The organism is Thermogemmatispora onikobensis, from assembly GCF_001748285.1.
Classification (GTDB): domain Bacteria; phylum Chloroflexota; class Ktedonobacteria; order Ktedonobacterales; family Ktedonobacteraceae; genus Thermogemmatispora; species Thermogemmatispora onikobensis.
This window is the reverse complement of the sequence record NZ_BDGT01000023.1, coordinates 1-25,455: the sequence shown is the minus strand read 5'-3', so window position 1 is coordinate 25,455 and position 25,455 is coordinate 1. Positions and strand designations below refer to the sequence as shown.

The following is a 25,455-nucleotide window of genomic DNA, read 5'->3' as shown; positions in this document are numbered from 1 at the left end:
AGCGACTTTGGCCAACACCCGGCAGGCATTGGCAGTGCGCACCGACACGCCCAGCAGAGCAGCTGGTGAGCACTCAGGTCACCGTCGCTCGCTGTGCGCTGCGCCGCCTCTCTCGGCTGGGAGGAAAGGGGACCCAGAATGAGGCATGTACTGCGCCGCCTTGGCTTCTACCTGGTGGCCTTGTGGGCCTCGATTACCTTGAATTTTATTATCCCGCGCTTGATCCCGGGCGATCCAGCAGGGGCGCTGATGGCCCGTTTCCAGGGGCGCATGACGCCCCAGGCCATCCATGCTCTGGAACTGCAGTTTGGCATTTCGCACGATCCGCTCTGGGTGCAGTATATTCAGTACCTGGGGAATCTGCTCCACGGCGATCTCGGTACTTCTTTTACCTACTTCCCGACGCCCGTGGCTACGGTCCTGGCTCAAGAGCTGCCCTGGACCCTGGCCCTGGTCGGGACGTCTGTGCTGATCAGCTTTGTCTTGGGGTCGCTGCTCGGCGTCTTTATCGCCTGGCGACGAGGTTCGTTCCTTGATAATGTCCTGCCGCCTTTCTTGACGTTCTTCTCGGCCATTCCCTACTTCTGGCTGGCGCTGATTGCGCTCTATCTCTTGGCCTATACTTTGAGGTGGTTCCCGGTGAACGGCGGCTACGATACGTCCTTGACGGTGGCGCTGACACCGGATTTCTTGCTGAGCGCGCTCAATCATGCTCTGCTGCCCGGTTTTACCATCGTCCTGGCCTCGATCTCCGGCTGGATGCTCGGGATGCGCAACGCCATGATTACGACCCTGACCGAGGACTATGTCTTGCTGGCCGAGGCCAAGGGCCTCAAGGAGGGGCGGGTGATGTTCTCCTATGCGGCCCGCAATGCGATTCTGCCGAATGTGACCGGCTTCGCCCTTTCGCTGGGCTTTGTGGTGGCTGGCTCGCTCTTGACAGAAGTGGTCTTTTCGTATCCCGGCGTGGGCTTCGCCTTGTTGCAGGCTGCGCAGAATTCCGATTATCCCTTGTTGCAGGGCATTTTCCTGCTGATTGCCCTGGCGGTCCTGGGCGCCAATTTCCTGGCCGACCTGGCCTATCTGGTGCTTGATCCGCGCGTGCGCTAGCCTGGCTGGTTCGGGGCGGATGAGTGGTGAGCGCAGCAAGGGGACGGCGACGGTGCGGTCGGTTGGCTGCAACCACGTGGTCCGCAGCGAGCGCAGCAGTGCTGCGAGAGTCGCAGACGGAGAGAGAGAAGGAGAGATCGATCATGGCTATGCTACCGCAATCGCCAGAGCCAGTGGTCGCGCCCCTGAGCCAGCCTCAGCAGGGGGCAGGGGCGGGTACGACGGCGGGGTTGGGACCGGCTGCTCTGCCTGGCCCGGCACTGGCTCCGACTCCGGTGTCTGAGCGGCCCTGGATGAGTCTATGGCGCATCTTTACGCTCAATCGCAAGGCGATGGTGGGGATATGCATTGTGGGGTTCTTCTTCCTGGTGGCGATCTTTGGGCCGTTTTTTATCCATAGGGACCCGAGCGCTTTGTCGAACGATGTGCTGGTGCCGCCATCGTCCAGTCACTGGCTGGGGACGACGCAGACTGGTCAGGATATCTTTAGTCAGTTGGTGGTGGGCACGCGGGTCTCGATCCTTTGGGGCATGGCCACGGGCCTGGTGGTGACGGCTATTTCGGTCCTGGTGGGCCTGTGCGCCGGCTACCTGGGGGGGATCGTCGATGAGGTGCTTTCGCTGCTGATCAATGTCTTCCTGGTGCTGCCGAGCTTCCCGCTGGCGGTGCTGCTGGCCGCTTACGTGCCCTTTAAGGGGCCGTTGACGGTGGCGGTGGTGATCACCCTGACAAGCTGGGCCTATCAGGCGCGGGTGCTGCGCGCGCAGACGCTGTCGCTGCGCCGGCGCGATTTTGTGGAGGCGGCCCGCTCTGGCGGTGAGTCAACCTGGCGCATCATCTTCTTTGAGATTTTCCCGAATGAGATCGCCATTGTGGCCGCGGGTTTTGTGGGCACGGCGATCTATGTGATTCTGGCTGCCGCCGGCCTGGAGTTCCTGGGTCTGGGCGATGTGACGGTGGTCGACTGGGGCACGATGTTCTACTGGGCCCAGAATAACGATGCTTTGCTGCTGGGGGCCTGGTGGTGGTTCGCTGCCCCGGGCCTCTGTATTGCCCTGCTGGGGGCCGGGCTGGCTTTGATCAATTTCGGCATCGATGAGGTGGCCAATCCTCGCCTGCGCAGCGAGGCCCGACCGAGCAAGCGCCTGCTGCGCCAGATGCTGGCCCGCTCCCTCGGGGGAGGCCCTGGCTCCGAGACGGCTCCTGTCGGTGCCTCACGTAGTCTCGGCTAGCGGTGGCGGGCGCACTGCCTGGGCCCTGGCCTGTGTCGTTGCGGGCTCGCTCTCGCCGCCTGGCAGAGGCAGAGGCCAGGGCCTCTCTCCCGGCTCCGCCGACTGGCCGCTTGCTCTCTCTTGCTTGAGTGAGAGACCATCATTCCCGAGAGGATAGAGAACAGGAGAACGCATGACGAGTATCCCCACTGTCTCGTTCCAGGCGGTTGAGGACCTGGCTGCACGCTTTCCCACTGGCTTCTTCTGGGGAGCCGCGACTTCTTCGTATCAGGTGGAGGGGGCGGTCGCTGAGGATGGCCGCGGCCCTTCGATCTGGGATGATTTTTCGGCGACGCCGGGCCGGGTCGCCGATGGCCAGAGCGGGGCGCCGGCTGCAGATCATTACCGTCGCTATCGCGAGGATGTGGCTCTGATGGCGCGCCTGGGCTTGAATGCCTACCGTTTTTCTATCGCCTGGCCGCGAGTGCTGCCCGAGGGGCGTGGCCCGGTCAATCCGGCAGGTCTGGATTTCTATGATCGCCTGGTGGATGCGCTGCTGGATGCGGGCATTCAGCCGTTTGTGACGCTGTATCATTGGGATCTGCCGTCAGCCCTGGAGCGTGAGGGCGGCTGGCGTGCGCGCTCGACAGCCTATGCTTTTGCCGACTATGCGGAGGTGGTGGCCCGTCGGCTCGGCGATCGCGTCTTGCATTGGATGACGCTCAATGAGCCGTGGTGTAGCGCCTATCTGGGCTACGGTATCGGCGTGCACGCCCCGGGCCTGTGCGATCGGCAGGCGGCGGTCGATGCGGCCCATCATCTCTTGCTGGCTCATGGGCTGGCTGTCCCTCGCCTGCGGGCAGTCTTGCCAGCGCAGGCCCAGATCGGAACGGCCCAGGTGCTGGTGAAGGTCTATGGGGCCGATGAGCGCCCGGAAACGCTGCGCGATATGGCTCTGGCCCATGCGTTCTCAAATCGCTGGTTCCTTGACCCGCTCTATCACGGGTGCTATCCCGAGGGCCTCTTTGCCGCTTTGGGCCTCAATCCGCCGCCGATCGAGGAGGGCGATCTGGAACTGGTGGCGGCCCCTCTGGATTTCCTGGGGGTCAATAACTATTCGCGGATGGTGGTGCGCGGGTCACCGGAGCCGCCACTGGCCGATCAGTGCCGAACGGTCTCGCCAGTCCCTAATGCCTGTTATACCGATATGGCCTGGGAGATCTTTCCCCAGGGCCTCCGCGATCTGCTCCTCGATGTGAGTCGCGAGTATCCGGTGCAGCGGCTCTATGTGACGGAGAATGGGGCGGCGTTCCCCGATGAGTGGGATGGAGGCGAGACGGTCCACGATCCGCGCCGCGTGGCCTATCTGGCGTCGTATATCAGTGCCTGTGCTGAGGCGCTGGAGCAGGGGGCGCCGCTCTGTGGCTATTTTGTCTGGTCCCTGCTCGATAATTTCGAGTGGGCCGAGGGCTACCGTAAGCGCTTTGGCATCGTCTATGTTGATTATGCCTCGCAGCGACGGGTGATCAAGGAGAGTGGCCACTGGTATGCGGCCCTGCTGCAGGCTTTCCGCACACGCGCCCGCTGCTGCTAAGCCTGGGTGGGTCCGACGGAGCTTGACAACCCGCTGCCGCTCCTTCCTGCCCTGTCGACGGCGCAGGCGGCGCCTGAAACCGCGGGGACAGGCCAGATTGTTCATTCTGTCCCTGTGCTTGCTTTCCCTCCCCAAAGGCTCAGCCCTGACTCTCACGACGAGGGCCAGGGCTGAGCCTCCCTCTGATACCCCCTTCTTCTGACTCTGGTGCCGGCTGGTCTCTCCTGCCCGGCTGACCTGCTCTCTCTCCCCTCGGTGGTGGCCTGGCCGAAGGCGCCTCTTCTTGAGGGATTGGTCGCCGTGGTGCGATCTGCTAAATCTGTGGCTTGGGCGCGTTTTATTTCTAGTGAAAATAGTGGTAATATACTTTGATATAAAGCAGTTGATTGCCAGGTCTGCCGCCCCGCGGGGTACGTTTGTTTGGAGGGTACGCTGATGGCCGCTGGTGATTGGTGTCTCTTGCAAAAACCTGAATTTCTCCGTGCGCTGCAAGCTCTCTCTCCTAAAGAGATCCGCCTGGTTATCGAGAAGCTCAATCTCCTGTTGAAGGACCCTTATCCCGATGGCTACACGCGCTGTCAGGTTCGCCATATGGGGATACCGGTCTATCGCTTGCGCTGCGGGGTCTATCGCATTTTCTATGCGCTGAAACGTCCGTATATCTATGTGCTGGCCCTGCGCCGGCGCGATCAGGCAACCTACGACGGCGAGCTGGATGCCGCTGTCCCGGCTGAGGAGCTGGACCTCGCGCTGGTGGCTGCCGTCGAAGGCGCCGCTGAGGAGAACCGGCAGGCGGCGCCGTCTGCCCCGGCTCCGGCCTACTGGGAGCGCTGGCTGGCGCCTCAGCCTGCGCCCAGGCGCCCGCTGCCCGAGCCGATCACTGCCGAGCTGCTGACGCGCCTGCGGGTGCCGCCGGAGTTCCATGCCCGCCTTTTGCCTTTGGCGACCGAGGAGGAGTTGCTGGATTGTCCGGGCGTGCCCGATGAGTATTTGCTGCTGATCGATCAGCATATGTTTGAGCGGCCCCTGGTCTCGGTGCTCCAGCAGCCGGACTATCTCCTGAGCGATGTTGAGGATCTGCTGCGCTATCGCGAGGGGGAGCTGGTTGGCTTTCTGTTGCATCTCTCGCCGGAGCAGGAGACCTTTGTGCTGCGGGGCCTGCGCTCGGGCGGCCCGACGCTGCTCAAGGGTGGTCCGGGAACGGGGAAGAGTACGATTGCGCTCTATCGGGTGCGGGCTTTGCAGGAGGAGCTGCGCCGCCAGGGGCGGCGGGAGGCGCGCCTGCTCTTTACGACCTATACCAATGCGCTGGTGCGCTCGTGTGAGCAGTTGCTGCGTCAGTTGCCGGGGGTGGATCTGCGCTTTGTGGAGGTGCAGACGGCGGATCGTTTGATCTTTCAGTTGCTCAGCGATCTGGGGGAGCCGCCCAGGCCGCTGACGCCGCAGGAGGAGCAGCAGCTCTTTGCACAGGCCCTGGAGACGGTGCGCTTCACAGGGTCGCCGGCTCAGCAGCGGGCGCAGCGTCAGGTGCTGGGCCAGCTTGGGGCGGAGTATCTGAGGCGCGAGCTGACTCAGGTCATTCTGGCGCGTCAGATCCCTTCGCTGGAGGCGTATTTGCGGGCGCCGCGTCCGGGCCGGCGGGTGGCCCTTTCGCCACTGCAGCGCCGGGCGGTGTGGGCGCTCTATGAGCGCTTTGTGGCCCTGGTCCGTCTGCGGGGTAAGGAGACCTGGCAGCAGGTGCGGGCCCGCGCGGCGGCCTGGGCTGCGGCTGGACGGCTGGCGCCTTGCTATGATGCGGTGCTGATCGATGAGGCTCAGGATCTTGATCCGGCGGCGCTGCGCCTGCTGGTCTTGCTCTGTCGCGATCCGCGGCTGCTCTTCATTACAGCGGATGCCAATCAGTCGATCTATGGCAGCGGTTTTGCCTGGACGGAGGTCCATGAGTTGCTGCGCTTTCGCGGGCGGACCGCGGTGTTGACGGTCAATTATCGCTCGACGCGCGAGATCGGCGAGGCGGCGCGGACGTATTTGCAGGCTCAGGTGGCTGGCGAGCTGGATGGGGAGTCGGGCGAGCGGCGCTATGAGCATAGTGGGCCGATGCCGGCTTTGCGGCGCGTGGCTTCGCAGGCTGAGGAGGTCGATCTCTTGCGCCGCTTTCTGCCGGCGGCGGCCCATGAGCTGCGGCTGGGAATTGGGGCCTGCGCGGTGCTGACGCCGACGAGGCGGGCTGGCCAGCGGCTGGCGGCAGCGCTGCAGGCTCAGGGACTGCCGGCCAGCTTTATGCGCGGCCATGAGCTGGATCTGCAGGCGGCGGGGGTGAAGGTGCTGACGCTGCAGTCGGCCAAGGGCCTGGAGTTTCCGGTGGTGGCCCTGGCTGGCTTTACTGAGGAAGGCTGGCCGCGCAGCGCGCTGTCGGCCTTGAACGCCGAGGAGCAGAGCGAGCTGCAGGCCATCGATCGGCGGACGCTCTTCGTGGGGATGACGCGGGCCATGCGCGCCCTGCTGGTGGTGGTCCCGCAGGCGGCTACGTCGCCGTTGCTGGAAGGCTTCGATGCCGCCTATTGGAATGTGGCCTGAGCCTGAGTGGGGGCTGGCCCTGGCCCCGTGAGGAGACGGCGAGTCGGCCCGGGACGGCGGTTGCTGTATGGCGAGCTGTGTACTACAATACAGCGAAAGACGGTCTCGTCTCTCTGTGGACGAAGGGCTGTCAGCAGTCTCCTGAAGGGTGGGTTTCTCTGACGATGATGCAGCCTGTGCAGCCTGATGCGGCTGGTCCAGAATCGCAGTCTGCCGATGGCGGAGGGCTTCCTCCGGTGCACCTGGCGCGGGTGTATCAGCGGCTGCTGGAGGTCTATGGTGAGCCTGTCTGGCGGCCTTCCGGTGAGCCGTTGGGGGAGCTGATTGGGACGATCCTGTCGCAGCATACCTCGGATATGAATTCGGAGCGGGCTTATGGGCAGTTGCGAGCCGCTTTTCCAGCTTGGGAGGAGCTGCTGGCGACTCCGACGGAGCGGCTGGCGGCGGTGATTCGCTGTGGCGGTCTGGCCAATCTGAAGGCGCGCCGCATTCAGGAGGTGCTGGCTGAGCTGGCGCGTCGGCGTGAGGCTCAGGCTGAGTGCGCTCCGGCGACGGCTGGCGGTGAGTCGCTGGAGGCTTTCTTGTGCGCCGAGCTGCGCCGCCGCCAGCCTTTGGAAGCCTGGGAGTATTTACAGGAGCTGCCGGGCGTGGGCCCGAAGACGGCGGCCTGTGTGCTGCTCTTTGCGCTGGGCTGGCCGGTGATGCCGGTCGATACGCATGTGCACCGGGTGGCGCGCCGCCTGGGTCTGCTGGGGCCGAAGGTGAGCGCCGAGCAGGCGCATGTGCTGCTGGCTCAGATGACGCCGCCGGCCTGGGTTTATGCGCTGCATGTTAATCTGATCCGTCACGGACGGCGCGTCTGCCTGGCGCAGCGCCCGCGCTGTCCCGCCTGCCCGCTGCTGAGCGAGTGCCGCTATGCCGGTGGCCTGGTGGCTGAGGAGGAGGCGGCGGCGCTGTCGGCAGGGCAGGCCGCTGCCGCTCCTTCGTCGATAGAGGAGCACTAGGGGGCGCTGCTGGCTGCCGGCGCGCCCGGCCTGGCTGTTCTGTTCGGGAGAGCGGTGAGGCCAGGGTGCTCAGCGCCGCCCTGTACTGATGTACTGATGGCTGATTCCAGGGGAGGACTATACTGATGGCGTCAGGCCAGGACTGGAGCCAGATTATTCACCAGAGTGAGGGTGAGCGCTTTGTGGGGCGCGAGCAGGAGCTGGCGCTCTTTCTGGAGGAGCTTCGCCGCGAGCCGCCGCGTACGCTGATCTTTTATCTGACTGGCCAGGCTGGTGTTGGGAAGACGACGCTGCTGCGCCGCTTTCAGGCCCTGGCCCGCGAGCTGGGCTTTCTGGTGGCTGAGTGTGACGAGCGCCAGCGCGATGTCCTGGCCGTTTTGGGCCATCTGGCGGCCCAGTTCGATCAGCGTGGGCTGCGCCTCAAAGCCTTTGAGGATCGTCATCGCCTCTACTACCAGCGTCTGCATGAAATTGAGTCTGATCCCCAGGCGCCGCGCGGTCAGGGGGGCCTGTCGGTGCGAACGCTCTTGCGCCTGGCCTTTGTGGCCGGCGAGTTGCTGCCGGTGGTTGGGCCGGCTTTCTCCTATCTCTCGCTGGAGGAGGTTGAGGAGCTGGCCAGTGAGTGGGGGCGCTATCTGCTGCGCAAGCTGGGCAATCGCGAGGAGATCGAGCTGCTGCGTGAGCCGGAGGAGGTTCTGAGCCAGCTCTTTTTCGCCGATCTCAATCGGGTGGCTGAGCGCTGGCCGGTGCTGCTCTGCCTCGATAATTTCGAGGCGACGCGCCCGGCCCTCTTCTGGTGGTTGCTGCGCCTGCCTGAGTATCGCCCCTCGGGGCGTATCCGCCTGGTGGTGGCCGGTCGTGATCCGCTGGAAAACGAGTGGGGCGTCTTGCGGGGCGTGACGCGGCTGATTCGCCTGGATGTCTTCACGGAGGAGGAGGCCGAGGCCTTTCTCGATCTCTATCATGTGCGCGATCCGTTGCGACGCCAGGAGATTATCGAGGTCTCGGGCCGGCTGCCGGTGCTGATGAGCTGGCTGGCAGCCCCGCGTGAGACGGGGGCGACCTATACAGTGCTGCCGGCCAGCGATATGGTGGAGCGCTTTCTGCGCTGGGTCAGCGATCCGGCGCTGCGCGAGACGGCGCTGCTGGGGGCGCTGCCGCGTCTGCTCAATCGCGATGTGCTGGCCTGCCTGCTGCGCTGTGCGCTGGGGGAGCAGGCTCCCCATGTCGAGCGGGTCTTTAGCTGGTTGATTGCCTTGCCCTTTGTCAGTGAGCGCGGTGAGGGCTGGCGCTATCATTCGGTGGTCCGGCGCATGATGCTGGAGTACCTGCGCCGGCGCAGTCCCGTCGAGTATCGCGAGCTGCATGCCTGCCTGGCGACCTTCTACCTGCAGCAGCGGGATGCGCTCTACGTGCCGGGGCAGGAGTACTGGCAGGCGACCCGCTGGCAGGAGGCAACGCTGAACGCGCTCTATCATGGGTTGATCGCCGATGCCGGCAGGTATTGGCGGGAGCTGCTCGAATACTTTACGCTGGCCCTCTATCAGGAGCGCCGCTTTGCTACTCGCCTGCTAGAGATGGCGGCTTTGGAGGAGGTGCGGCGCGGTCTGGAGCAGGAGCAGCGTGAGCTGTTGGAGCTGCTGCAGGCCGGGCTGCGGGCGATGGATGAAGGCGACTGGGCGACGGGCCTGCGCCTCTTTGATCGGCTCTGTCAGTATCCGGGCCTGTCTCCACGGGCCCGCGCGGCAGCCTACTTTTTTCGCGGACGGGTGCAGCGTTACCGCCAGGCCTATCCGGAGGCTCTGGCCGATCACAGCCGGGCTATAGCGCTGGATGAGTCGAATGTGTGGGCCTTTGTGGAGCGGTCGCGCATCTTGCGCCGCCTGCGCCGCTATCCCGAGGCCCTGGAGGATCTGGCGCGGGTTCTCTCTCTTAATCCTTTCGATGCGCGTTCGTGGGCCAGTCGCGGCCAGGTCTATACGCGCCTGGGGCGCTATGAGGAGGCGCTGCAGGATTTTGAGCGCGCTTTAGCGCTGGATGAGGGCTATGTCTGGGCGCTGGTGCATCGTGCCGAGACCTGCCGCCTGTGTGGCAACTATGAGCAGGCCCTGGCCGATCTGGAGCGGGCCTTAGCGCTCAGTCCGCATGAGGCGCGGGCCTGGGGCGAGCGCGGGGAGATCTGTCGCTTGTTGGGCCGCTACGAGGAGGCGCTGACGTGCCTTGAGCGGGCCCTGACCCTGCGCCCAGACTATGCCTGGGCTTTGGCCTGTCGCGGTCAGGTGCTGGCGGCCCTGGGGCGACGAGCTGAGGCCCTGGCCGATCTGGAGCGGGCCTTGTCTCTCGATGCGACGCTGGAGCTGGCGGCGGTGGCTCGGACGGCTCTGCTGACCTCGCAGCCGCTCGCCGGCGCTCCTCCAACGGTGGTGCTGGCTGAGGCTCCTGCCGGGGAGGTGCCTGCCTCGGCGAGTGAGGGCCTGGCGACGGCTCCTACGCAGCCGCTCCCGGCAGGGGAGGAGGAGCAGGCGCTCTCGACAGGCCAGGAGGAGGCGCCCGCTGGTCCGTCGTCCGCCTCCTCCTGAACGCTCTGCTTCTTCTGCTCGTTCCCTCTCTCTTTGGCTGATTGTCCCTCATGAGGCTTCTGTCTTGTCGGCGGGCGGTCCGGCGGCAGCCTGCTGGCTGTCGTTCTCGCTGGTCTCTGTCTCCGGCACCTCCGGCACGGGCAGCCCGAAGAGGCGCATGATCTTGAGGGCGTTGGTGGTTGGGCAGGGGCCGGGCCGCAGGCGGTAGTCGAAGACCATTGCTCCGTCGCTGATCTCCTCGCGGAAGTGGTAGTTGCTGATCCCCGGGAGTTCCTCGGCGAGGCGGGTCAGGTCGAGGTCGTGGGTGGCCAGCAGGCCGGCGCAGGGTTTGCTCGTGGTGGCGAGGGCGCGCAGGTAGGCCCGGCTGCCAATGCGCCGCTCGCGGTTGTTGGTGCCGCGGAAGATTTCGTCGATGAGGAAGAGCAGCGGCGCGCTGTCGGGGCGTTCGACGGCGTCCAGCAGGGCGCGCAGGCGTCGTACTTCGGCGTAGAAGTAGGAGGCGTCTTCGGTCAGGGCGTCGTTGATGCGCATGCTGGCGAAGAGGCGCAGGGGGGTCAGGCGCAGGCGGACGGCGTTGACCGGGGCGCCGGCGTTGGCCAGGACCAGGTTGAGGCCGACGGTGCGCAGGAAGGTGCTCTTGCCGGCCATGTTGGAGCCGCTGATGATGGCAATGGCTCCCGGCTGGCGCAGGGCGAAGTCGTTGAGGATTTTTCTGCTGGGCGGCAGGAGGGGATGGCCCAGACCCTGGCCTTCGTAGAGGAGGGCCGGCGCCTGGGGACCGACGAGGAGCTCGGGAAGGTGGTAGTCGGGGTTGAGGTCGGCGAAGGTGGCCAGTGAGCAGAGGGCTTCCAGCTCAAACCAGGTCTCCAGCCAGCGCGGCATCTGCTGGGCCAGGCGGGCTTTCCAGGCGTTGAGGCGCAGGGCGATGAGGAATTCCCAGGGGAGGAAGAGGTGTAGCAGGAGGGTGAGGAGCAGGTTCTGCCCGAAGGAGGCCAGGCTGAGGAGCAGGGAGAGATGGCGCAGGGCGCGGGCGGGACTGAGCTGGCCGGCGCCGGTGAAGGGCTGGCAGAGTTGCTGCAGGTGGGGCTGCTGGGGATGGCGGCGCTGTTCGAGGGAGGCGAAGGTGGCGCTGAGCTGGGCGCAGGTGCTCTGCAGGGCGAAGGCTTCGTCGAAGAGGTCGCCGGCGTCGCCGCGCCGCAGGAGGAAGAGGAGCAGGCTGAGGGCGGCGCTGATGGGCCACCAGGGGGGCAGGTGCAGGAGGAGCTGCCCGGCCAGGAGAAGCAGGGTCAGGAGGTTGAGGCTGCCCATGAGGGCCAGGCTCTGCTTGAGGCGAGCCGGGGGCGCTTCTTGCCGCAGACGCCCAAGCAGTTGGGCGCCGCGCAGGAGGCTGCTCTGTCCACCGGCCAGGCGCGCTTCGATCTGCAGGCGGTGGCGGAAGAGGCGCAGCGGCTTCAGTTCGGCGACCAGAGCCTGCCGCCGCTGGATGGTGGCCGGCTCGACGCTCTCGGCCAGCAGCCAGCTCTTGAGGAGCAGGCTCCCCTCGCGGGTGGTGGCCGTGTTGAGCAGGCGGTGCAGGGAGCGCGGCCCGCTGATGTCGAGGTCGAGGTCGAAGGGGTGGGTGGCGTCGCTGTCGGAGAGGTCGCGCCCGCCGGGCAGGGGGGCGATGGTCTGCCAGTCGACGAGCAGGCGCGCGCGTTCGTCGCGGGTCAGCCAGACGAGCAGGCGCAGGCGGGCCAGGTGGCGCTCGATGCGCCGGTGCTGGGCGGCGAGACCGCCGAAGATGAGCATGGCCAGGGCGAAGCTGATCAGGCCCGCCCACCAGTGCAGGGCCAGGCCCAGGATCAGGCCGCTGGCCAGGCCGACGGCGAAGATGGCGACGCGCAGCCATGAGTAGCGGTTGCTGCGCGTGTCCAGGCGCGCGATGCGCCGCAGCAGGCGCTCCTCGTGTCGCTGGAGGGCCTGCAGTCGGGCGGCTTTTTCGGGATGCATAGGCGATGCTCCTCTGTCTGTGCCAGGGCTTGTGATCAGGCCGCCGCGCGCTCTGACTCGGGCCGGACCGGGTCGCGGCACCCCTGGGACGGCGGGCGGACGGGCGAACGGTCGGGCGGCTGGCGAGGACTCGGGCGGAGGCGGGCGGCGCTTGGGAGGGCGTGCCGTGAATGTCGGTCTGCCTGGGCACGCTTCCCGTTTGATCAGATGATAGCGCGTCTGGCAAGAGGAGAACAGGGGGGAGGGTCTGGCCGGAGGGAGCGGCTGGCAGAGAAAGAGAAAGAGAAAGAGATCCCCGCCCTTGAGCGAGGGCAGGGATCTCAGCAACGAAGAGAGGAGGCCGGGAGGTTGTTCGTTCGCCAGGAACGCGCTGCAAGGGGCGGGCGTCCCTGCCCAACCTGCTGAGCTGTGGTTGCTGGCCCTCCCGTTGTGCTTAAGGCCGGGTATCAGATCAGGGCGGGCCTGACTATGGCCCGCTGGTGCCGGGAATGGGAAGAAGGGTCTCGCGGCCATCGCGGCCCATGATGACGACGCCAATGCCCGCACGAGGAGCCAGGCGCCACCAGCGGCGGATCTCTTCTTCATCGGTGGTGGCACAGGCCAGTGCGGGGACCCGCGGGTGCGGCGCACTGCAGCCCGGACGCTCGCAGGTACAGCGCCCGTCGGGAAGGCGCTCGTAGAGAGGCACGACGCGCCAGCCGTGCCGCGCATAGGATAGGGCGTAGTCCAGTAAGCGGCTCCTGTCGATGACGATGTGTCGTTCCAGGTAGGTCACCATGGGCTGGCTCCTTTGCTCGGGCGAGGCAATCAGCCAGTCTGCCAAACCAACATACGAGACGATGATTAGATTAAGACCCACGTGGGGGTCACTCTGTCTCTTCTCTGCTCCTTCCTTTCGGTTCGCTCAGGCTCTCTTCCTGCGGGAGGAGAGACCGCCCGCTGGCGTGGCGCTCGCTACCCCGCTGACCGCCCGCCCGGACTTCCCCGTCCCGTCCCACACCGGCCTCTCCGGCGGAGCCCCCACTCCGCCGGAGAGGCCGGTGGGTGCAGCCTTCCAGTAACCAGAAGGATTACTTATATTGTACGTGATGCTCCAAATATATGTTTGTCGATATAGAGCCGCTGCTGATAGCGCTGCTCGCTGGCCGACGACCTGGGGTGCGCTGGTTGTGGGAAGGGTGCACTGAGGCAATCTTCGGCTCATGTGGCCCTTGCGCGGGGCCGCTTCGAAACCCGGCGAGTGCTCCCGGGAAATGCGGTCAGATTCTGACCGCATTGACCTCTGGACGTGGCACTTCTGCCTGTGGTATACTCGAAAATGCAATGCTGCCTCTTCGAAACTCGCCCCTTGCGGTTTGCAGAAGACGAGTTTCGAGAAAGGTCGTGGGACGATATATTTTGAGAGGGGGAGGGAGAGAAAAACGAGCCTCTCAGACGCCAAAAACGGGGCCTCAATCGTTCGTGGATGGTGAAACACTATCCCTGACCTCTTTCCGCCGCCCGGTTGCAGAGGGGACGATCCGGGAGAGGATACTGAAAGCCTGTGGTTTTGGCTTTGGTTTTGGTTCTGTTCTCTTGGGTTGCAGAGGGGACGATCCGGGAGAGGATACTGAAAGTTTCCCCCATCTTCCTGGAGTTCCTGGATGCCATGCACAAAGTTGCAGAGGGGACGATCCGGGAGAGGATACTGAAAGGTTCTAGCAAAGCTGCCTGTACCAAAGCCTTCATCCGTTGCAGAGGGGACGATCCGGGAGAGGATACTGAAAGCTGGGACGGCTACGGCTAGCCCGCCGGGCCAGGTCAGTTGCAGAGGGGACGATCCGGGAGAGGATACTGAAAGTTATGGACGGATGGAGCATTACTGGTATGTGAGCGCGGCGTTGCAGAGGGGACGATCCGGGAGAGGATACTGAAAGCTAGCTGACCTCTCTCCCAGACAATAAAGCCGTCGTCGTTGCAGAGGGGACGATCCGGGAGAGGATACTGAAAGGCTAGAGTAGTACCATGCCTCAATAGAATAAGTAGGTTGCAGAGGGGACGATCCGGGAGAGGATACTGAAAGCTAACTCTTCTTCCGAATCGACAAACTCATTATCTTCGTGTTGCAGAGGGGACGATCCGGGAGAGGATACTGAAAGCTTGATCTATTTCATGTATGAAGAGACTATCTGTATGGTTGCAGGGGGGACGATCCGGGAGAGGATACTGAAAGGTCCAATACCCCACGCACATGGCGTGGCGGATCTTCCGGGTTGCAGAGGGGACGATCCGGGAGAGGATACTGAAAGTCCAAAATTGCAATCTGCTCCTCAGATGGCATTAAAGTTGCAGGGGGGACGATCCGAAGGAGGATACTGAAACGCGATACGTGGTATACTACAAGATAGTGAGAAGTGAGAGGCAATACTGATTTGACTGGCACACACGCGGATCGTTGTCCGCTCCTGACCGCCTGGCCGCTCCCGTGGCCATAACCAGGACTGGGCCAGACGACGCTACGCTGCCCTGCCTTGCTCTGGCCAATAGCCCAGGCTCCAGGCTGCTCCATCCTACACGCTCGCGCAACTGAAACGACAGCTGAGCAGCTCAGCCAGCAGCCACCAGGAGAGGAGACGATGGTGAACCAGGCTCTGCCCCTCTCGTTCGCCGGCTAACTGCCTCGGGCAGCGCCAGCCAGCCGCCTCTGTCCGCCTGCCTCTCAGCTGCCTCTCTATCTATCTCTGTCTATCTATCTGGCTGTGCTCGTATGCGAGGCCGGGGAGGGCTTTCGTCTATGACACGCGATCAGGGGCCTGGCGAGGATGGGCGGCAACAGGAGGGAACAGGCAGCCGCATCGGCAATTATCGCTTGCTGCGCCGCCTCGGACGCGGCGGCTTCAGTACCGTCTATCTGGCTCGCCATCTGATTCTGCAGTCGCGCCCCCCCGTGGCCCTCAAGCGCTTGCTGACACCCCTCGATTCTCCACGCGCGCGCTCCCTCTTTATCGATGAGGCCCGCTTGCTGGAGCAACTGCGCCATCCCCATATTCTTCCGCTCATCGATGCCGGCATCGATGACGAGGGCTTCCCCTATCTGGTGACGCTCTACGCTGCCGGCGGCTCCCTGCGCGCTCGCTTGCAACGCGCCAACGGGCGCCCTCTGCCCCTGGAGGAGGCCCTGGCCATCGTCGCTCAGGTTGGCTCGGCCCTCCACTACGCCCACGAGCGCGGCGTGATCCATCGCGATCTGAAGCCGGAAAATGTGCTCTTTACGGATCACGGCGAGGCCCTGCTGGCCGATTTCGGCATCGCTTTCTTGCTCGGCTCGCGTAGCCTGGAACAGGCCAGCGTGAGCGGCACCCCCGCCTATATGGCGCCCGAGCAGTTCCGCGGCCAGGTCTCCCGCCAGAGCGATCAGTATGCCCTGGCCTGCCTGACCTATGAGCTGACGACCGGCCACCGCGTCTTTGAGGATCACGATGCTCTGGTGCTGATGTATCGCCATACGCAGGAGGAGCCACGCCCTCCGCGGGCCTATAATCCGCATCTGCCCGCTCCGATCGAGGCGGCGATTCTGCGCGGCCTGGCTAAGGAGCGCTCCGAGCGCTATCCCGATGTGCTGAGCTTTGTGCGGGCCTTGCATGCTTTCCGCCCCTTCGGCGGACCTGGCCCCGATCTCGGAGCAACCGCGCTGATGACCGGCGCCGACGGCGAGGAGGAGGATGATCCCGCCGCGGGCCTGGGGGATGATCCCGGCGGCAATGGCTCGCTGTGGGATGCGGCTGAGGATGCGCCGGGGACGGTCTGGCGCGAGGGCACTCGCCGGGCGTCACTGTGGCCGGCTGCCAGGCAGGACGAGCCTGCTTCAGACCAGTGGGCGGCTGCTAGTGGAGAGCTGGCGACGCGCTCACTGACTCCCGATTGGGCCTGGGCCGCCCCTGCTGCTACTGGCCCCGGCTCGGACGAGTGGGAGGGCGAGCCGCGCTGGACTCCTCCCGACCCGGGCTACGGGGCGATGTTGCTTCCCCCGGCTCCAGGACCCGACCAATTTGAACGGCAGACCGGTTCTGCGCTTGCCTCGGCGTCCGCTCCGGCTGACGGCCCCGCTATTATTGCCCTGCCGCGCCGTGCGCGCCAGGCGTCCGCTGCGCCTGCACAGCGCAACCGTCCGTCACGCAGTCCCTCGATCTCGCGCTCGGGACCGGGCACGGGGAGCGCTCCGGCGGCCCTGGCGGCCTCCGCGCCGGCAGCCTCCGCACCCGTTCGCGCTGCGGCGGGATCGGCTACCTGGCTGCCGTGGCTCGCGGCCCGGGCCTTCTCGCGCCTGGGCCTGACAGCGCTGGCCCTGCTGCTGGTGGCAGTCCTGTCGCTGACGCTGCTGCCGCTCGGCCTGGGCCTGCTGCATCCCTCGGCCACCGTGACGCTGGTACCGGCCACCCATACGCTGCAACGCACCTATACGCTGAGCGCCCGCGTCGGCGCCCAGGCCGATCCCGCCCGCCTGGTCGTCCCCGCCCGCCTGCTCTCAACACCCCCACAGGCTCAGTCGCGGACGGTGACCGCCTCCGGTCAGGCTTCAACTCCCGGTACCCGCGCCCAGGGTGTGCTGACGTTCTATAATGGAAAATTTATTCCGCAGTCCGTCCCCAAGGGTACTACTGTTACTGCTTCCAATGGAGTAAAGGTCTCTATCGATGCTGATATTTCGATACCTGCTGGAAATCCTCCAAATTTCGGACAGATAAGTGTTAGCGCACACGCAGTCAATGCTGGTTCTGCTGGTAATATCAAGGCTCTTGCGATTAATCAGTTCTGCTGCACTTCTGATGAAACTATCACTGTGAAGAATCTCCAGCCTTTCACCGGGGGGCAAGATCCGCAGAGCTACACCTTTGTCCAGCAGAGCGATATCGATAACGCTGCGGCGGCCCTCAAGCCGGCCCTGGTCGGCAGCGCCCGCACCGCTTTCGCCAGCCTCAAGAGCAGCGCTGAGGAGAGCGTCGGTGACCCCCAATGCACCAGCCAGGTCAATAGCGATCACCGCGCCGGCGAGCGTGCCAGTAGCGTCGCTGTGACCGTCACCGCCTCCTGCAGCGGCCTCGTCTACGACCGCAACAGTGTCATCACCCTCGTCACCGCCCTGCTCAACGCCGACATCGCCCGCAGCTACGGCAGCGGCTACCATCCGACGCAGCCCATCCAGACACAGATCAGCGCCGCCCGCTCCGGCGATCAGAGCGCCGTCCTCACCGTCCAGGCGCGCGGCACCTGGCGCTATCAGTTCAGCGCCGCCCAGCTCGCCACTTTCAAGCAGCTCATTGCCGGTCATGATCCCGAGCAGGCTCGCGCCCTCCTGCGCCGTCAGCCGGGCGTCGCCGACGTCACCCTCAGCCTGGCCCTCGGGCAGAAGACCCTGCCCGGCGATCCCGCGCGCATCACCATCAGAGCTACCCCCTGAGCAGCCGCCTCGTCTGTCCGTACGCTCTCCCGGCTCAACCTGGGCGGCCTCAGCCTCACCGTGCCACCAAACAGACAAACGGCGCCAGGCATGCCTTGCCTCATGGCAGGCATACCGACGCCGCTCTCAGGCATGCTCTTCCGCGAGCGCCGGCCCACTCCCGGCACCGCTCTCCTCTAGAGACGGTTCAAGGCGATCTGCGCCAGGCTCTGCTCAAGATCAAGCTGGCGATGTCCCGGGCTGAGCGCCTCGACCACCAGCACCGTGTTATCCTTGAGCACCGTCAGCAGTGTCTCCTGCCCGAAAGACGAACTGCGCTGCGTCTGAAAAGCCGCGTCGCCCAGGCTGACCGTCGCTGTCTGCCGGCTCAGGTCGAGGGCCGCGCTCTTGGCCTGATTGTAGAGCTGCTGGGCGCTGGCCGCATCGGCGGTAATCGAAAGGGCCAACGAGGCCCGCGCCACGTGGCTGTCCGAGGACGAGGTATAGAGGCACTCGCTCACCGTGGCGTTCTTGGGCTTGCTCACCACCTCCTGCGGCTGCGAACGCACCGCGGCCCCCAATACCTGCCGCGCCTCGTCTGTCGTAATCAGCGAGCAGGCCGTTGTCGTGGTCGCCACTTGCTTGCTGCTACCACAGGCAACCAGCAGGAAGAGGCAGAGAGCACCAGCCATCAGTAGCAGGGCCGCTGTGTGGGGGAAACGTCTTCCACGCATCGAATCACACACTCCTTTTTCTGACACTGCAATCTGCAATCCACAATCGACAATCCGCCATCGCCAGAACCAGAATCAGAAAGCCAGCCAGCCGGACGGCGCGCCACCTGGCCTCACCGCCGGCTACTGTTCACCACGCTCCACCAGCACCCCCTTTACTGCCCCTACCCAAAAGTCCGTTAGGGTACGGCGCATCCCCCTTCGGTCTGCTCGCTCTGTTTTGTAACTGAGTGTGATGATCGGTGATCCTGCTGCCTTTTCCTCTGTGGCTTCACATAAGCCCTGCTTTCCTGCCGTTGCGCTGATTCATCTTCGTCTACGGTCTCTATCAAATCCTCGACACGAACATTGAGCGCCTCAGCAAGCTTTGCCAGTGTAGTGGTCGTAACCTCGACATAGGGATCGTGAAATATACGGCGGATGGTGTTGTAGGCTACCTCGGACTTAATATGAAGCCTGGTCATCGAGAAGCCCTTTGCTTTTGCTACTTCTTTAACCCGCAGCCGGACTTTCATGGCATGAGAATAACCTATTTGAGGACTTGACAGTAGAGTGCTTAGGATGGTACTATTCTGAAAGCGACATCAAAATGGCGACTTTGAAACGGCAAATATAGGTACAAAGGAAAGGAGGAGAAGCCGCAGTAGGGAGCCGAAGAGGGGCAAGTGGAGGAAGAAAAAGGGCCTGCCGCCGGCCTCGTCCTCCGCGGGGGAGGGAAACGAGGGAGTGAGAGGCGGTCAGGCCCTCCGGAGTAAGGGAGGAACAGTTAGGACGATGGGAAAGAGAATCTGCTCCGTGGCTGATAGCGGCGAGGGGGGCGGGCGCGCTTAGGAGGAGTCCCGGGGGGTGTCTCCTCATCGGGCAGGAACTCGATCAGGGTATGGGCCTGCACCCCCAGTGCCATCGCGATCTTGACGAGCGTACGCAAATTCACCTGTGCATACGGATCGCGGAAGATCCGGCGCACGGTGCGATCGTTGAGGTTGGCGGCCTTGCAGAGGGCGGAAGGAGTAAAGCCCTTCGCCTCGGCAATTTCCTTGATGCGCAGCCTGAACACGATCAGCTCCTTCCTGATCAACGCGGGCGAGCCTTGGCTTCGGGATGGCGCCGATAAGGACACGTACGCGGGCGACCAACGTGGATGCACCTTTTGCTCGGGCGTACCATCGACACGTCGAGCTGTGCCATTTTAAGAATATCGTCGGCAGGCTTAAAGAGGATTTTCAGAATCAAAAAGCGGACCTTTCTCCCTTCGATCATCCGCGCACCTCGACTGGCTCCTTTCAAAGGACAACACTCAAACCAGACTGCCGTCAACGGTGTAAGGCAGCGCTGACAGCGGCAAGAGGCGCTCAGAGCGCCAGCGCCCTGCGTCGGGCCTCCCGGTCTCAAACGCAGAGGGCATGCTTGTACGGCTCTGGCGCATTCTGGGAGAGCCAACTCTCCTATCTTTAAAGACGATGATACAAGAGAAAATTGAAGCACGGACTGGGTGATTTTCCCAGACTTTTGACCTGGCCGGCTAAGACTTGGGGAGGTCCGCCTCGTCAGGCACGTCTTCGATCAGCTCGGGGGTGGGAACGCCCAGCGCCCGCGCGATTTTGGCGAGCGTAGAGATATTCACATCTTTGTAAGGATTACGAAAGATGCCTTTAATCGTGCGAAAGTTGACATTGGCTGCCCGGGACAGCGAAGACATATTAAGGCTGCGGGCTTCGGCAACCTCTTTCACTTTGAGCCGCACCAATGGCCACATAAACAACCCATTCAACTGGCTTCTTATCCTTCAAAGGAGCCTTGCGCTACGTCTGGGGCGGCGCCGGCGGCTGATCCTCATCGGGTACATCTTCGATCAGCTCATGGGAAGGGACCTCGAGAGCCTTCGCCAGCTTCTCGATCGTCTTGATCGAGACCTCGCGGAAGGGATCGCGCCAGATCTGCTGGATCGTCTTGTAGTTCACGTCTGAGATGCGGGAGAGTCGCGACATGCTTACGCCCTTAGCCTGAGCGACCTCCTTAACGCGCAGACGAATCATATGCTTGACCTGCCTTACCAGATCCGTAGTAGGTAAGGCGATTGTATCAGAGTACCAGGGTTGACAGAACTGCGACCGTAATGGTAGATTCTAATACACCACCATTCTAGAGGTGGTAAACAAACACAGGAGAGAGGAGACTTGCATGAGTGGAAGTGAGATTGCGCGCCTGCGCCGTCAGCTAGAGGCCGAATATCTGGCCGGGCGCTGGGCCTTATACGGTCTGGCGTGTGGCTGGGCCAAGCACGAGTATATTCAGCGTCGCCTGCGCAACATGGAAGAATACCAGAGCAAGCTGGCCCGGCTGGTTGGGCAGGAGCGAGCGGCGGCCATCGTCTGCGAAGTCATCGACGAGGTCCGTGACCAGGAACGAGCGACGCGGCCAGTCGTTCCTGGCGTAGGGGGTGAAGAGGGTGGGGAGGCGCAGGCGCGGGTGGAGGTGGAGGTCGAGGCCGAGGTCGAGGTCGAGGTGCCCGCGGCGGGGACGCTGGTAGGAGGCGTCAATGGCAAAGGGGCGCTGCCGGTCTCCGCCTGGCGCTCTCAGGGCGAGGGCAAAGCTGAGGCCCAGGCTGAGGAAGACGAGGACGAAGAAGAGCCTGAGCGCCCCATCGAAAAGATCCTCTGGCTGCTGGCCTATCGTCACGGCGAAGAAGAGGCCGACCTGCTCTATCTCTTCTATGCCATCAGCGACGAGGAGGCCAAAATCATCGCCGACCTCAAGATGGAGCAGGCTGGGCGCCGCTGCCGTCTCCTCTCGCTGCGCAAGCTGCCGAGCGGTTTTGGCGTGCCCTATGGGCGCTATCGTGGCCGCATCCACGTGCGTTCCGACGGCAGCATCGTCGAAGGCGACTATCTCACCATGCGGACCATCGCCCGCGAGTGAGCGCATTCGGGTTAGGGGGACTGAACCAACGCCAGATACCTCTCTCTTCTAACTACCGAGTGGTCCGCTTGCCTTTGTCTGTCTCTTTCGAGCGCCGGTCTGCCGGGGGAGAGCGCTGTCCGTCAGCGTGCCCCGGCAGACCTTCTTATAGCCATAGGATCTACGGTAAGGACAGGCGGCAAAAAGCGGGCAACCAATCAAAAACCAGGAAATCTGAGAGCTGCCTGCTTGTTTGATTGCTTCCTGTGGCCTGGGCTGACCTGGACCAGCTCCTCGGCTGCTGTCCGCCAGTTCATTTTCTACCTCTCCTGCCAGATCCCGAACCCAGCCATTGCCGTAGGCGCCCCGGATGGGGTATATATACCTCTAAACGAGCATCGTGCCAGGAGCATTCTCACCCCGAGCGCAGCACCTGAGTGAGAAGCGGGGAGGGGGACGTTCCCCGAGCAAGCGCACGACCCTTGTCTTGGTGCCGCCGCCGTCGCCGAATTGTCGTCGCCGAAGCCAGCCTGGAAGAGCAGGGACCAGATTACCCACCCAAACAAAGCAGCCAACGAGCGAGTCGAGTGTTGTCCAACAGACGAGACGACAGGAGAGAGCGACAGTGAGCGAACGAGAGCGACAGGCAGGCACCTTTGTCCAGGGACTCCTCATCGAGAAGCAATGCGACTACGACTCCTTCTATCACCTCACCTTTCTATTGCGCAACAGCATCCTGCTGCCGGTCTTCAGCAGCGCCTCCCGAATGGGCGGATCACAAGGGAAGCCGGGGGTGCAGCTCCAGGTAGGGAGGAACTACCACCTGCTCCTCCTCATCCGACCGCGGCAGCTCAAGTATCGCCGCCCGGAGGAGAGCGCAGGAGCGGGAGCGAGCAAGCCGGGTCTGGCGGCCCTGGCCCTGCGGCAAATTGCGCGCGACGCCCGGGGAGTCTCGGGTGAGCGTATCATCCTGCAGCATCATCCCGTGGCCGGGCGCATCATTGACCCTGACTGGGAATGGGAGAGGCACCGCTACATTCTGATCGAGACCGCCATTGGCAGAGCGGTCCTCAACCGCAAAGCGACGGAGGATGATCTCAAAGGGCGAGGAGGCGAGCTAGCCGCGGGGGGATTCTTAGAATGGGAGCTATGGCGCAGCGAGCTGCTGGCTCTCCTCGACCACCCGGGGACCTGGCCAGGCCAGGGGACAGAGAGACGAGCGGGCGGGTAGAACGGGCAGGCGGCAGGCAACAGACAGAGGGAGACAGGCAGAGCCAGCTCCCTCCCTCCTTTCCTTCCTCCTGACAGAGAGACAAGCGAACCTGGAGCAGAGCGTGCCGTCCCGGCCCGTACCGCCGGAAACCGGAAAGCGGACGTCTGTTTCCCAAAATGGGGGCGTCGGCGATTGCGCGCACCGCGAAGGTAGTGTACAATGTATCAGGTTCAGGCGAAAAGGCCATTTCTTGGGACATGCGAGGGTAAGGCTGATGAGACAGGCAGATGGCTCAGAGCTGCTCGGTGCAGGCGACCCGCGTGCAGAAGAGATCGGCGTTATCTACGTTGCGCCTACGGACGAGCGAAAAGATGTACTGACAGCGATTCTGACCCAGGAGAAGCTTGGACGCAAGCAGATTGCCATTGTCCTGCCGGAGCAGAATCGCGCCTTCCAGCGCCGCGTTGATTTCGAGGTACTCAAGATGCGGCGCAACCCGCAAGCGCGCCTCATCTTCATCGCCCCACCGCGTTCGGAGCCAGCGGAGTACGCGCGCCAGCGGCGCTTTCCGGTCTACTCATCTCTCGACAACTACGTGCGCTCACTGCAAGACATGTGGGAAGAGGGCAAGGCGGAAGAAGGTCAGGGGCCTGCCTGGTCACAGCGGCTGCGCCGCCTCCTGCGGCTCCGCGAGCGCGAGAGCGCAGGGGGGGGAGGGGGAGAGGGAGAGGGAGAGCGAGCAGCCACGGGGGCCGAGCAGCAAGCGAGCGATGTTCGTCCTGAACCGTCACGACCGGCCTTTCGTGGGACCTCACTGGGTGGCGCGGCAGCGGCAGGAGCTGCCGGAGCCGCTGCGGGCCTGAGCTGGAGCGCCCTGCAGCGCGAGCAGGAGCGGAAGGCCGGAACCGCAGGCGGAATGGCAGAACCCACGGAAGAACCTGCGGAGGAGCAGGGTCCTGACAGAGTGGGAGCAGGAGCAGGACCCTTCCAGGAAGAGGAAGAAGACGAAGAGCTGCCGCCGGTTGAGAGAGCGCGCTTCTCGCCGGCACCGGCAGCGGCTACCCCTGCAGGGACGGACACGGGAGCGAGACAGGAGCCAGCGCCTGCGACACCGTCTGAGGAAGAGAGTTCCTCACCGATCTCACCGGCGGCGGCAGGAGCAGCGGGTCTGGCCGCGGGAGCGGCGGCAGTGGCTGCTGAAGAAGGCCGCCAGAAGCAGGGGCCAGACGAGGCCAGGGCCAGCGCCGCACCACCACGCACTCCAGCCGCCAACGCGGGACCGGGCATTATCCAATTCCCCCACTCGCGCCGCATTACGGCCAAGCTGCCCACAGCCAGCAACGCCTATGTACCCGATGCAGAAGCGGCGCGGCGCGGTAGCTCGCCGCAGTCCGGGCGAGGAGCCGCCGCCGCAGCAGGCGCCGGGGCCCTGGCCGGGGCCGCCGCTGGTATGGCCCTGGCAGGGAGCAGCAGCGGAGCAGGAGGAGGAGGAGGAGGAACCGCCAGCGGCACCGCCGGAGGAGCAGCAGCGATGTCGGCCAGCGGAGTGTCGACCGTACCACCGCCGTGGACACCGCCACGTCAACAGCGGAGGAGGCAGCGGCGACGGGGAGTGCTCTGGCTGGCACTGGTGGCGATTCTGTTAGTACTGCTACTGATCGGTTGTGGAGCGCTGGCAGCGGTGAATCCGAAGCTGCTGGGGCCGGTGGCGGCCATGATGCCCTTTGGGACGCCAGGGGCAACGGTGACGATCACACCGGCCAGCGTCGACCTGAAGAACCAGTACCTGATCACCGGGGTAACGGGAACACCCGACCCGGCCCAGCGCCAGATTCAGGCGCGCGTCCTGACGGCGGCCCCGGCGGCGCAGACGAAGACGGTGCCAGCGACGGGGCACGGTCAAACGCCCGGCGTGCAGGCCAGGGGAACGATTACATTCATCCATACAGGCAGTACCTGGGAGACCGTCGTCAGCGGGACGACATTTACATTGCAGAACGGGCTCAAAATCGTCACCGACGCCCGCGCTGATCTTCCTCCTCAACCCAGTCCATCCCAGCCTGTCTCCAAATCCGTACCGGCCCATATCGTCCAAGCCGGAAGCGTCGGCAACCTGCCTGCTGGGGTGATCAGTAATCAACCGTGCTGCGGCGCTACCGACATCTATGCCACCAGCAGCGCCTTCACCGGCGGGCAGGACCCACAGAGCTACACCTTTGTCCAGCAGAGCGACATTGACAGCGTTGCCAACCCGCTCAAAGCCAGCCTGGCCCAGCAGGCCCAGCAGCAATTTCAGCGCCAGCTTCGCGCGGGCGAGCAGCTCATCAGCCAGCCCACCTGCAGCACGAGCGTCAAAAGCGATCACCGGGCCGGCGACCGCGCCAATAGCGCCACCGTCACCGTCTCGGCCAGTTGCAGCGGCGAAGCCTTCGACAAACAAGCGGCCTTACGCCTGGGCGCTAACCTGCTCAGCCAGGAAGCCAGCAAGAGCCTGGGAGCCGGCTACGCCCCCGTCGGCCAGATCATGACGAACATCAGCGGCGCCACACCCATCAGCAGCGGACCCGGCAAAGGCAGCATCTCCATCACCGTCACCGCCGAAGGGCGCTGGGCCTACCAGTTCGACGCCGCCCGCAAAGAGAGCCTGGCGCACCTCATCGCCGGCAAGACCAGGAGTGAAGCCCTGCAGCTCCTCCAGCGGCAGAGCGGCATCAAAGAGGCCGACATTGCCATCGCCCACGGCAGCGATCGCCTGCCCAGCGATGCCAGCCAGATCAGCATCAGCATCAACAGCGTGAGCGGGCTGACACCGGCCCCCAGCGCCAGCATCGGGCCGGGGCCGACCAGTTCGCCCACAGCGGCACCGACCGCGCCCAGTCCCGGCAACACCCCAACCTCTGGCAAAGGCTAATCGAATCGGCCCAGGCGACTCGGGCAGCCCGCTGCAGTGTCAGCCCTGGGCCATCATCGTAGGAAAAGTTCGCAGTAGAAAAGCATACTATTCTCAATCCAATTGCCTGAGAGCAAGAAACGTGGCAGCGAGACGAACCGGGGAGGGTTTCGTCTATGGATCAAAGCAAGGAGCCGAGGAAGCCAGAGGAGCGCCACGAGCCTGGTCCACCGGTCCTCG

The 25,455-nt window shown here is 64.2% G+C and carries 17 protein-coding genes and 1 CRISPR repeat array; of the genes, 10 read left to right on the top strand and 7 right to left on the bottom strand.

Translation table 11 applies throughout. From position 1 onward, the window contains the following. Nucleotides 1–138 precede the first annotated feature (138 nt). From BGC09_RS11525 to BGC09_RS11495, 6 genes are all read left to right on the top strand, one after another. Entirely contained in the window at nucleotides 139–1,110 is a 972-nt protein-coding gene (locus BGC09_RS11525) for an ABC transporter permease (protein WP_069804145.1), read from the top strand. Nucleotides 1,111–1,253: 143 nt separating this feature from the next. Next, nucleotides 1,254–2,342 carry an ABC transporter permease gene (locus tag BGC09_RS11520; protein ID WP_141727752.1) on the top strand — a complete coding sequence of 363 codons (1,089 nt, stop codon included), beginning with the start codon at nucleotides 1,254–1,256 and terminating at the stop codon, nucleotides 2,340–2,342. Between the two features lie 172 nt (nucleotides 2,343–2,514). Next, entirely contained in the window at nucleotides 2,515–3,915 is a 1,401-nt protein-coding gene (locus tag BGC09_RS11510) for a GH1 family beta-glucosidase (RefSeq protein WP_052888974.1), read from the top strand. A 435-nt stretch (nucleotides 3,916–4,350) separates the two neighbouring features. Continuing rightward, complete coding sequence (locus BGC09_RS11505) at nucleotides 4,351–6,492, top strand: UvrD-helicase domain-containing protein (protein WP_069804144.1); 2,142 nt, start codon at nucleotides 4,351–4,353, stop codon at nucleotides 6,490–6,492. A gap of 164 nt (nucleotides 6,493–6,656) precedes the next feature. Then, nucleotides 6,657–7,496, top strand: a complete 840-nt coding sequence (locus BGC09_RS11500; RefSeq protein ID WP_069804143.1) for an endonuclease III domain-containing protein — start codon at nucleotides 6,657–6,659, stop codon at nucleotides 7,494–7,496. A 125-nt stretch (nucleotides 7,497–7,621) separates the two neighbouring features. Further along, on the top strand, nucleotides 7,622–10,075 hold the full coding sequence (locus BGC09_RS11495) for a tetratricopeptide repeat protein (RefSeq protein WP_069804142.1): 2,454 nt from the start codon (nucleotides 7,622–7,624) through the stop codon (nucleotides 10,073–10,075). A 48-nt stretch (nucleotides 10,076–10,123) separates the two neighbouring features. On the opposite strand, the gene BGC09_RS11490 is transcribed toward BGC09_RS11495, so the two are convergent. Next, a complete protein-coding gene (locus BGC09_RS11490; RefSeq protein WP_069804141.1) occupies nucleotides 10,124–12,064 on the bottom strand; it encodes a MutS-related protein in 1,941 nt (646 codons plus the stop codon). Nucleotides 12,065–12,530: 466 nt separating this feature from the next. Then, nucleotides 12,531–12,842 (bottom strand): bifunctional DNA primase/polymerase, encoded by a 312-nt coding sequence (locus BGC09_RS11485; protein WP_069804140.1) that lies wholly within the window; start codon nucleotides 12,840–12,842, stop codon nucleotides 12,531–12,533. A 725-nt stretch (nucleotides 12,843–13,567) separates the two neighbouring features. Beyond that, a CRISPR array of direct repeats spans nucleotides 13,568–14,425; the repeat unit is 37 nt; unit sequence GTTGCAGAGGGGACGATCCGGGAGAGGATACTGAAAG. 412 nt (nucleotides 14,426–14,837) lie between these two features. Here BGC09_RS11485 and BGC09_RS11480 point away from each other — a divergent pair. Beyond that, nucleotides 14,838–17,501, top strand: a complete 2,664-nt coding sequence (locus BGC09_RS11480) for a protein kinase domain-containing protein (protein WP_069804139.1) — start codon at nucleotides 14,838–14,840, stop codon at nucleotides 17,499–17,501. A gap of 176 nt (nucleotides 17,502–17,677) precedes the next feature. Here the strand turns inward: BGC09_RS11480 and BGC09_RS11475 are convergent, their stop codons facing one another. The 5 genes from BGC09_RS11475 to BGC09_RS11450 all read right to left on the bottom strand — a co-directional run bounded on the left by BGC09_RS11475 (nucleotide 17,678) and on the right by BGC09_RS11450 (nucleotide 20,250). Beyond that, entirely contained in the window at nucleotides 17,678–18,214 is a 537-nt protein-coding gene (locus BGC09_RS11475) for a hypothetical protein (protein ID WP_052888981.1), read from the bottom strand. A gap of 179 nt (nucleotides 18,215–18,393) precedes the next feature. Then, nucleotides 18,394–18,729 carry a helix-turn-helix domain-containing protein gene (locus BGC09_RS23515; RefSeq protein ID WP_081838668.1) on the bottom strand — a complete coding sequence of 112 codons (336 nt, stop codon included), beginning with the start codon at nucleotides 18,727–18,729 and terminating at the stop codon, nucleotides 18,394–18,396. Between the two features lie 251 nt (nucleotides 18,730–18,980). Beyond that, entirely contained in the window at nucleotides 18,981–19,271 is a 291-nt protein-coding gene (locus BGC09_RS11465) for a helix-turn-helix domain-containing protein (protein ID WP_052888983.1), read from the bottom strand. A gap of 465 nt (nucleotides 19,272–19,736) precedes the next feature. Continuing rightward, complete coding sequence (locus BGC09_RS11455; RefSeq protein ID WP_141727751.1) at nucleotides 19,737–19,985, bottom strand: helix-turn-helix domain-containing protein; 249 nt, start codon at nucleotides 19,983–19,985, stop codon at nucleotides 19,737–19,739. Nucleotides 19,986–20,016: 31 nt separating this feature from the next. Then, on the bottom strand, nucleotides 20,017–20,250 hold the full coding sequence (locus tag BGC09_RS11450) for a helix-turn-helix domain-containing protein (RefSeq protein ID WP_069804137.1): 234 nt from the start codon (nucleotides 20,248–20,250) through the stop codon (nucleotides 20,017–20,019). Between the two features lie 145 nt (nucleotides 20,251–20,395). Between BGC09_RS11450 and BGC09_RS11445 the strand changes: the two genes are divergently transcribed. The 3 genes from BGC09_RS11445 to BGC09_RS22875 all read left to right on the top strand — a co-directional run bounded on the left by BGC09_RS11445 (nucleotide 20,396) and on the right by BGC09_RS22875 (nucleotide 25,236). Further along, on the top strand, nucleotides 20,396–21,133 hold the full coding sequence (locus BGC09_RS11445; protein ID WP_069804136.1) for a hypothetical protein: 738 nt from the start codon (nucleotides 20,396–20,398) through the stop codon (nucleotides 21,131–21,133). Between the two features lie 604 nt (nucleotides 21,134–21,737). After that, on the top strand, nucleotides 21,738–22,343 hold the full coding sequence (locus tag BGC09_RS11440; protein ID WP_069804135.1) for a hypothetical protein: 606 nt from the start codon (nucleotides 21,738–21,740) through the stop codon (nucleotides 22,341–22,343). 256 nt (nucleotides 22,344–22,599) lie between these two features. After that, on the top strand, nucleotides 22,600–25,236 hold the full coding sequence (locus BGC09_RS22875) for a baseplate J/gp47 family protein (protein ID WP_069804134.1): 2,637 nt from the start codon (nucleotides 22,600–22,602) through the stop codon (nucleotides 25,234–25,236). The last annotated feature ends 219 nt before the right edge of the window (nucleotides 25,237–25,455 follow it).

Coding starts and splice junctions, on each gene's coding strand:
- BGC09_RS22875 (WP_069804134.1), top strand. CDS start 22,600: ATGAGACAGGCAGATGGCTCAGAGCTGCTCGGTGCAGGCGACCCGCGT.
- BGC09_RS11485 (WP_069804140.1), bottom strand. CDS start 12,842: ATGGTGACCTACCTGGAACGACACATCGTCATCGACAGGAGCCGCTTA.
- BGC09_RS11495 (WP_069804142.1), top strand. CDS start 7,622: ATGGCGTCAGGCCAGGACTGGAGCCAGATTATTCACCAGAGTGAGGGT.
- BGC09_RS11525 (WP_069804145.1), top strand. CDS start 139: ATGAGGCATGTACTGCGCCGCCTTGGCTTCTACCTGGTGGCCTTGTGG.
- BGC09_RS11500 (WP_069804143.1), top strand. CDS start 6,657: ATGATGCAGCCTGTGCAGCCTGATGCGGCTGGTCCAGAATCGCAGTCT.
- BGC09_RS11505 (WP_069804144.1), top strand. CDS start 4,351: ATGGCCGCTGGTGATTGGTGTCTCTTGCAAAAACCTGAATTTCTCCGT.
- BGC09_RS11480 (WP_069804139.1), top strand. CDS start 14,838: ATGACACGCGATCAGGGGCCTGGCGAGGATGGGCGGCAACAGGAGGGA.
- BGC09_RS11445 (WP_069804136.1), top strand. CDS start 20,396: ATGAGTGGAAGTGAGATTGCGCGCCTGCGCCGTCAGCTAGAGGCCGAA.
- BGC09_RS11520 (WP_141727752.1), top strand. CDS start 1,254: ATGGCTATGCTACCGCAATCGCCAGAGCCAGTGGTCGCGCCCCTGAGC.
- BGC09_RS11475 (WP_052888981.1), bottom strand. CDS start 18,214: ATGCGTGGAAGACGTTTCCCCCACACAGCGGCCCTGCTACTGATGGCT.
- BGC09_RS11490 (WP_069804141.1), bottom strand. CDS start 12,064: ATGCATCCCGAAAAAGCCGCCCGACTGCAGGCCCTCCAGCGACACGAG.
- BGC09_RS11510 (WP_052888974.1), top strand. CDS start 2,515: ATGACGAGTATCCCCACTGTCTCGTTCCAGGCGGTTGAGGACCTGGCT.
- BGC09_RS11450 (WP_069804137.1), bottom strand. CDS start 20,250: ATGATTCGTCTGCGCGTTAAGGAGGTCGCTCAGGCTAAGGGCGTAAGC.
- BGC09_RS23515 (WP_081838668.1), bottom strand. CDS start 18,729: ATGAAAGTCCGGCTGCGGGTTAAAGAAGTAGCAAAAGCAAAGGGCTTC.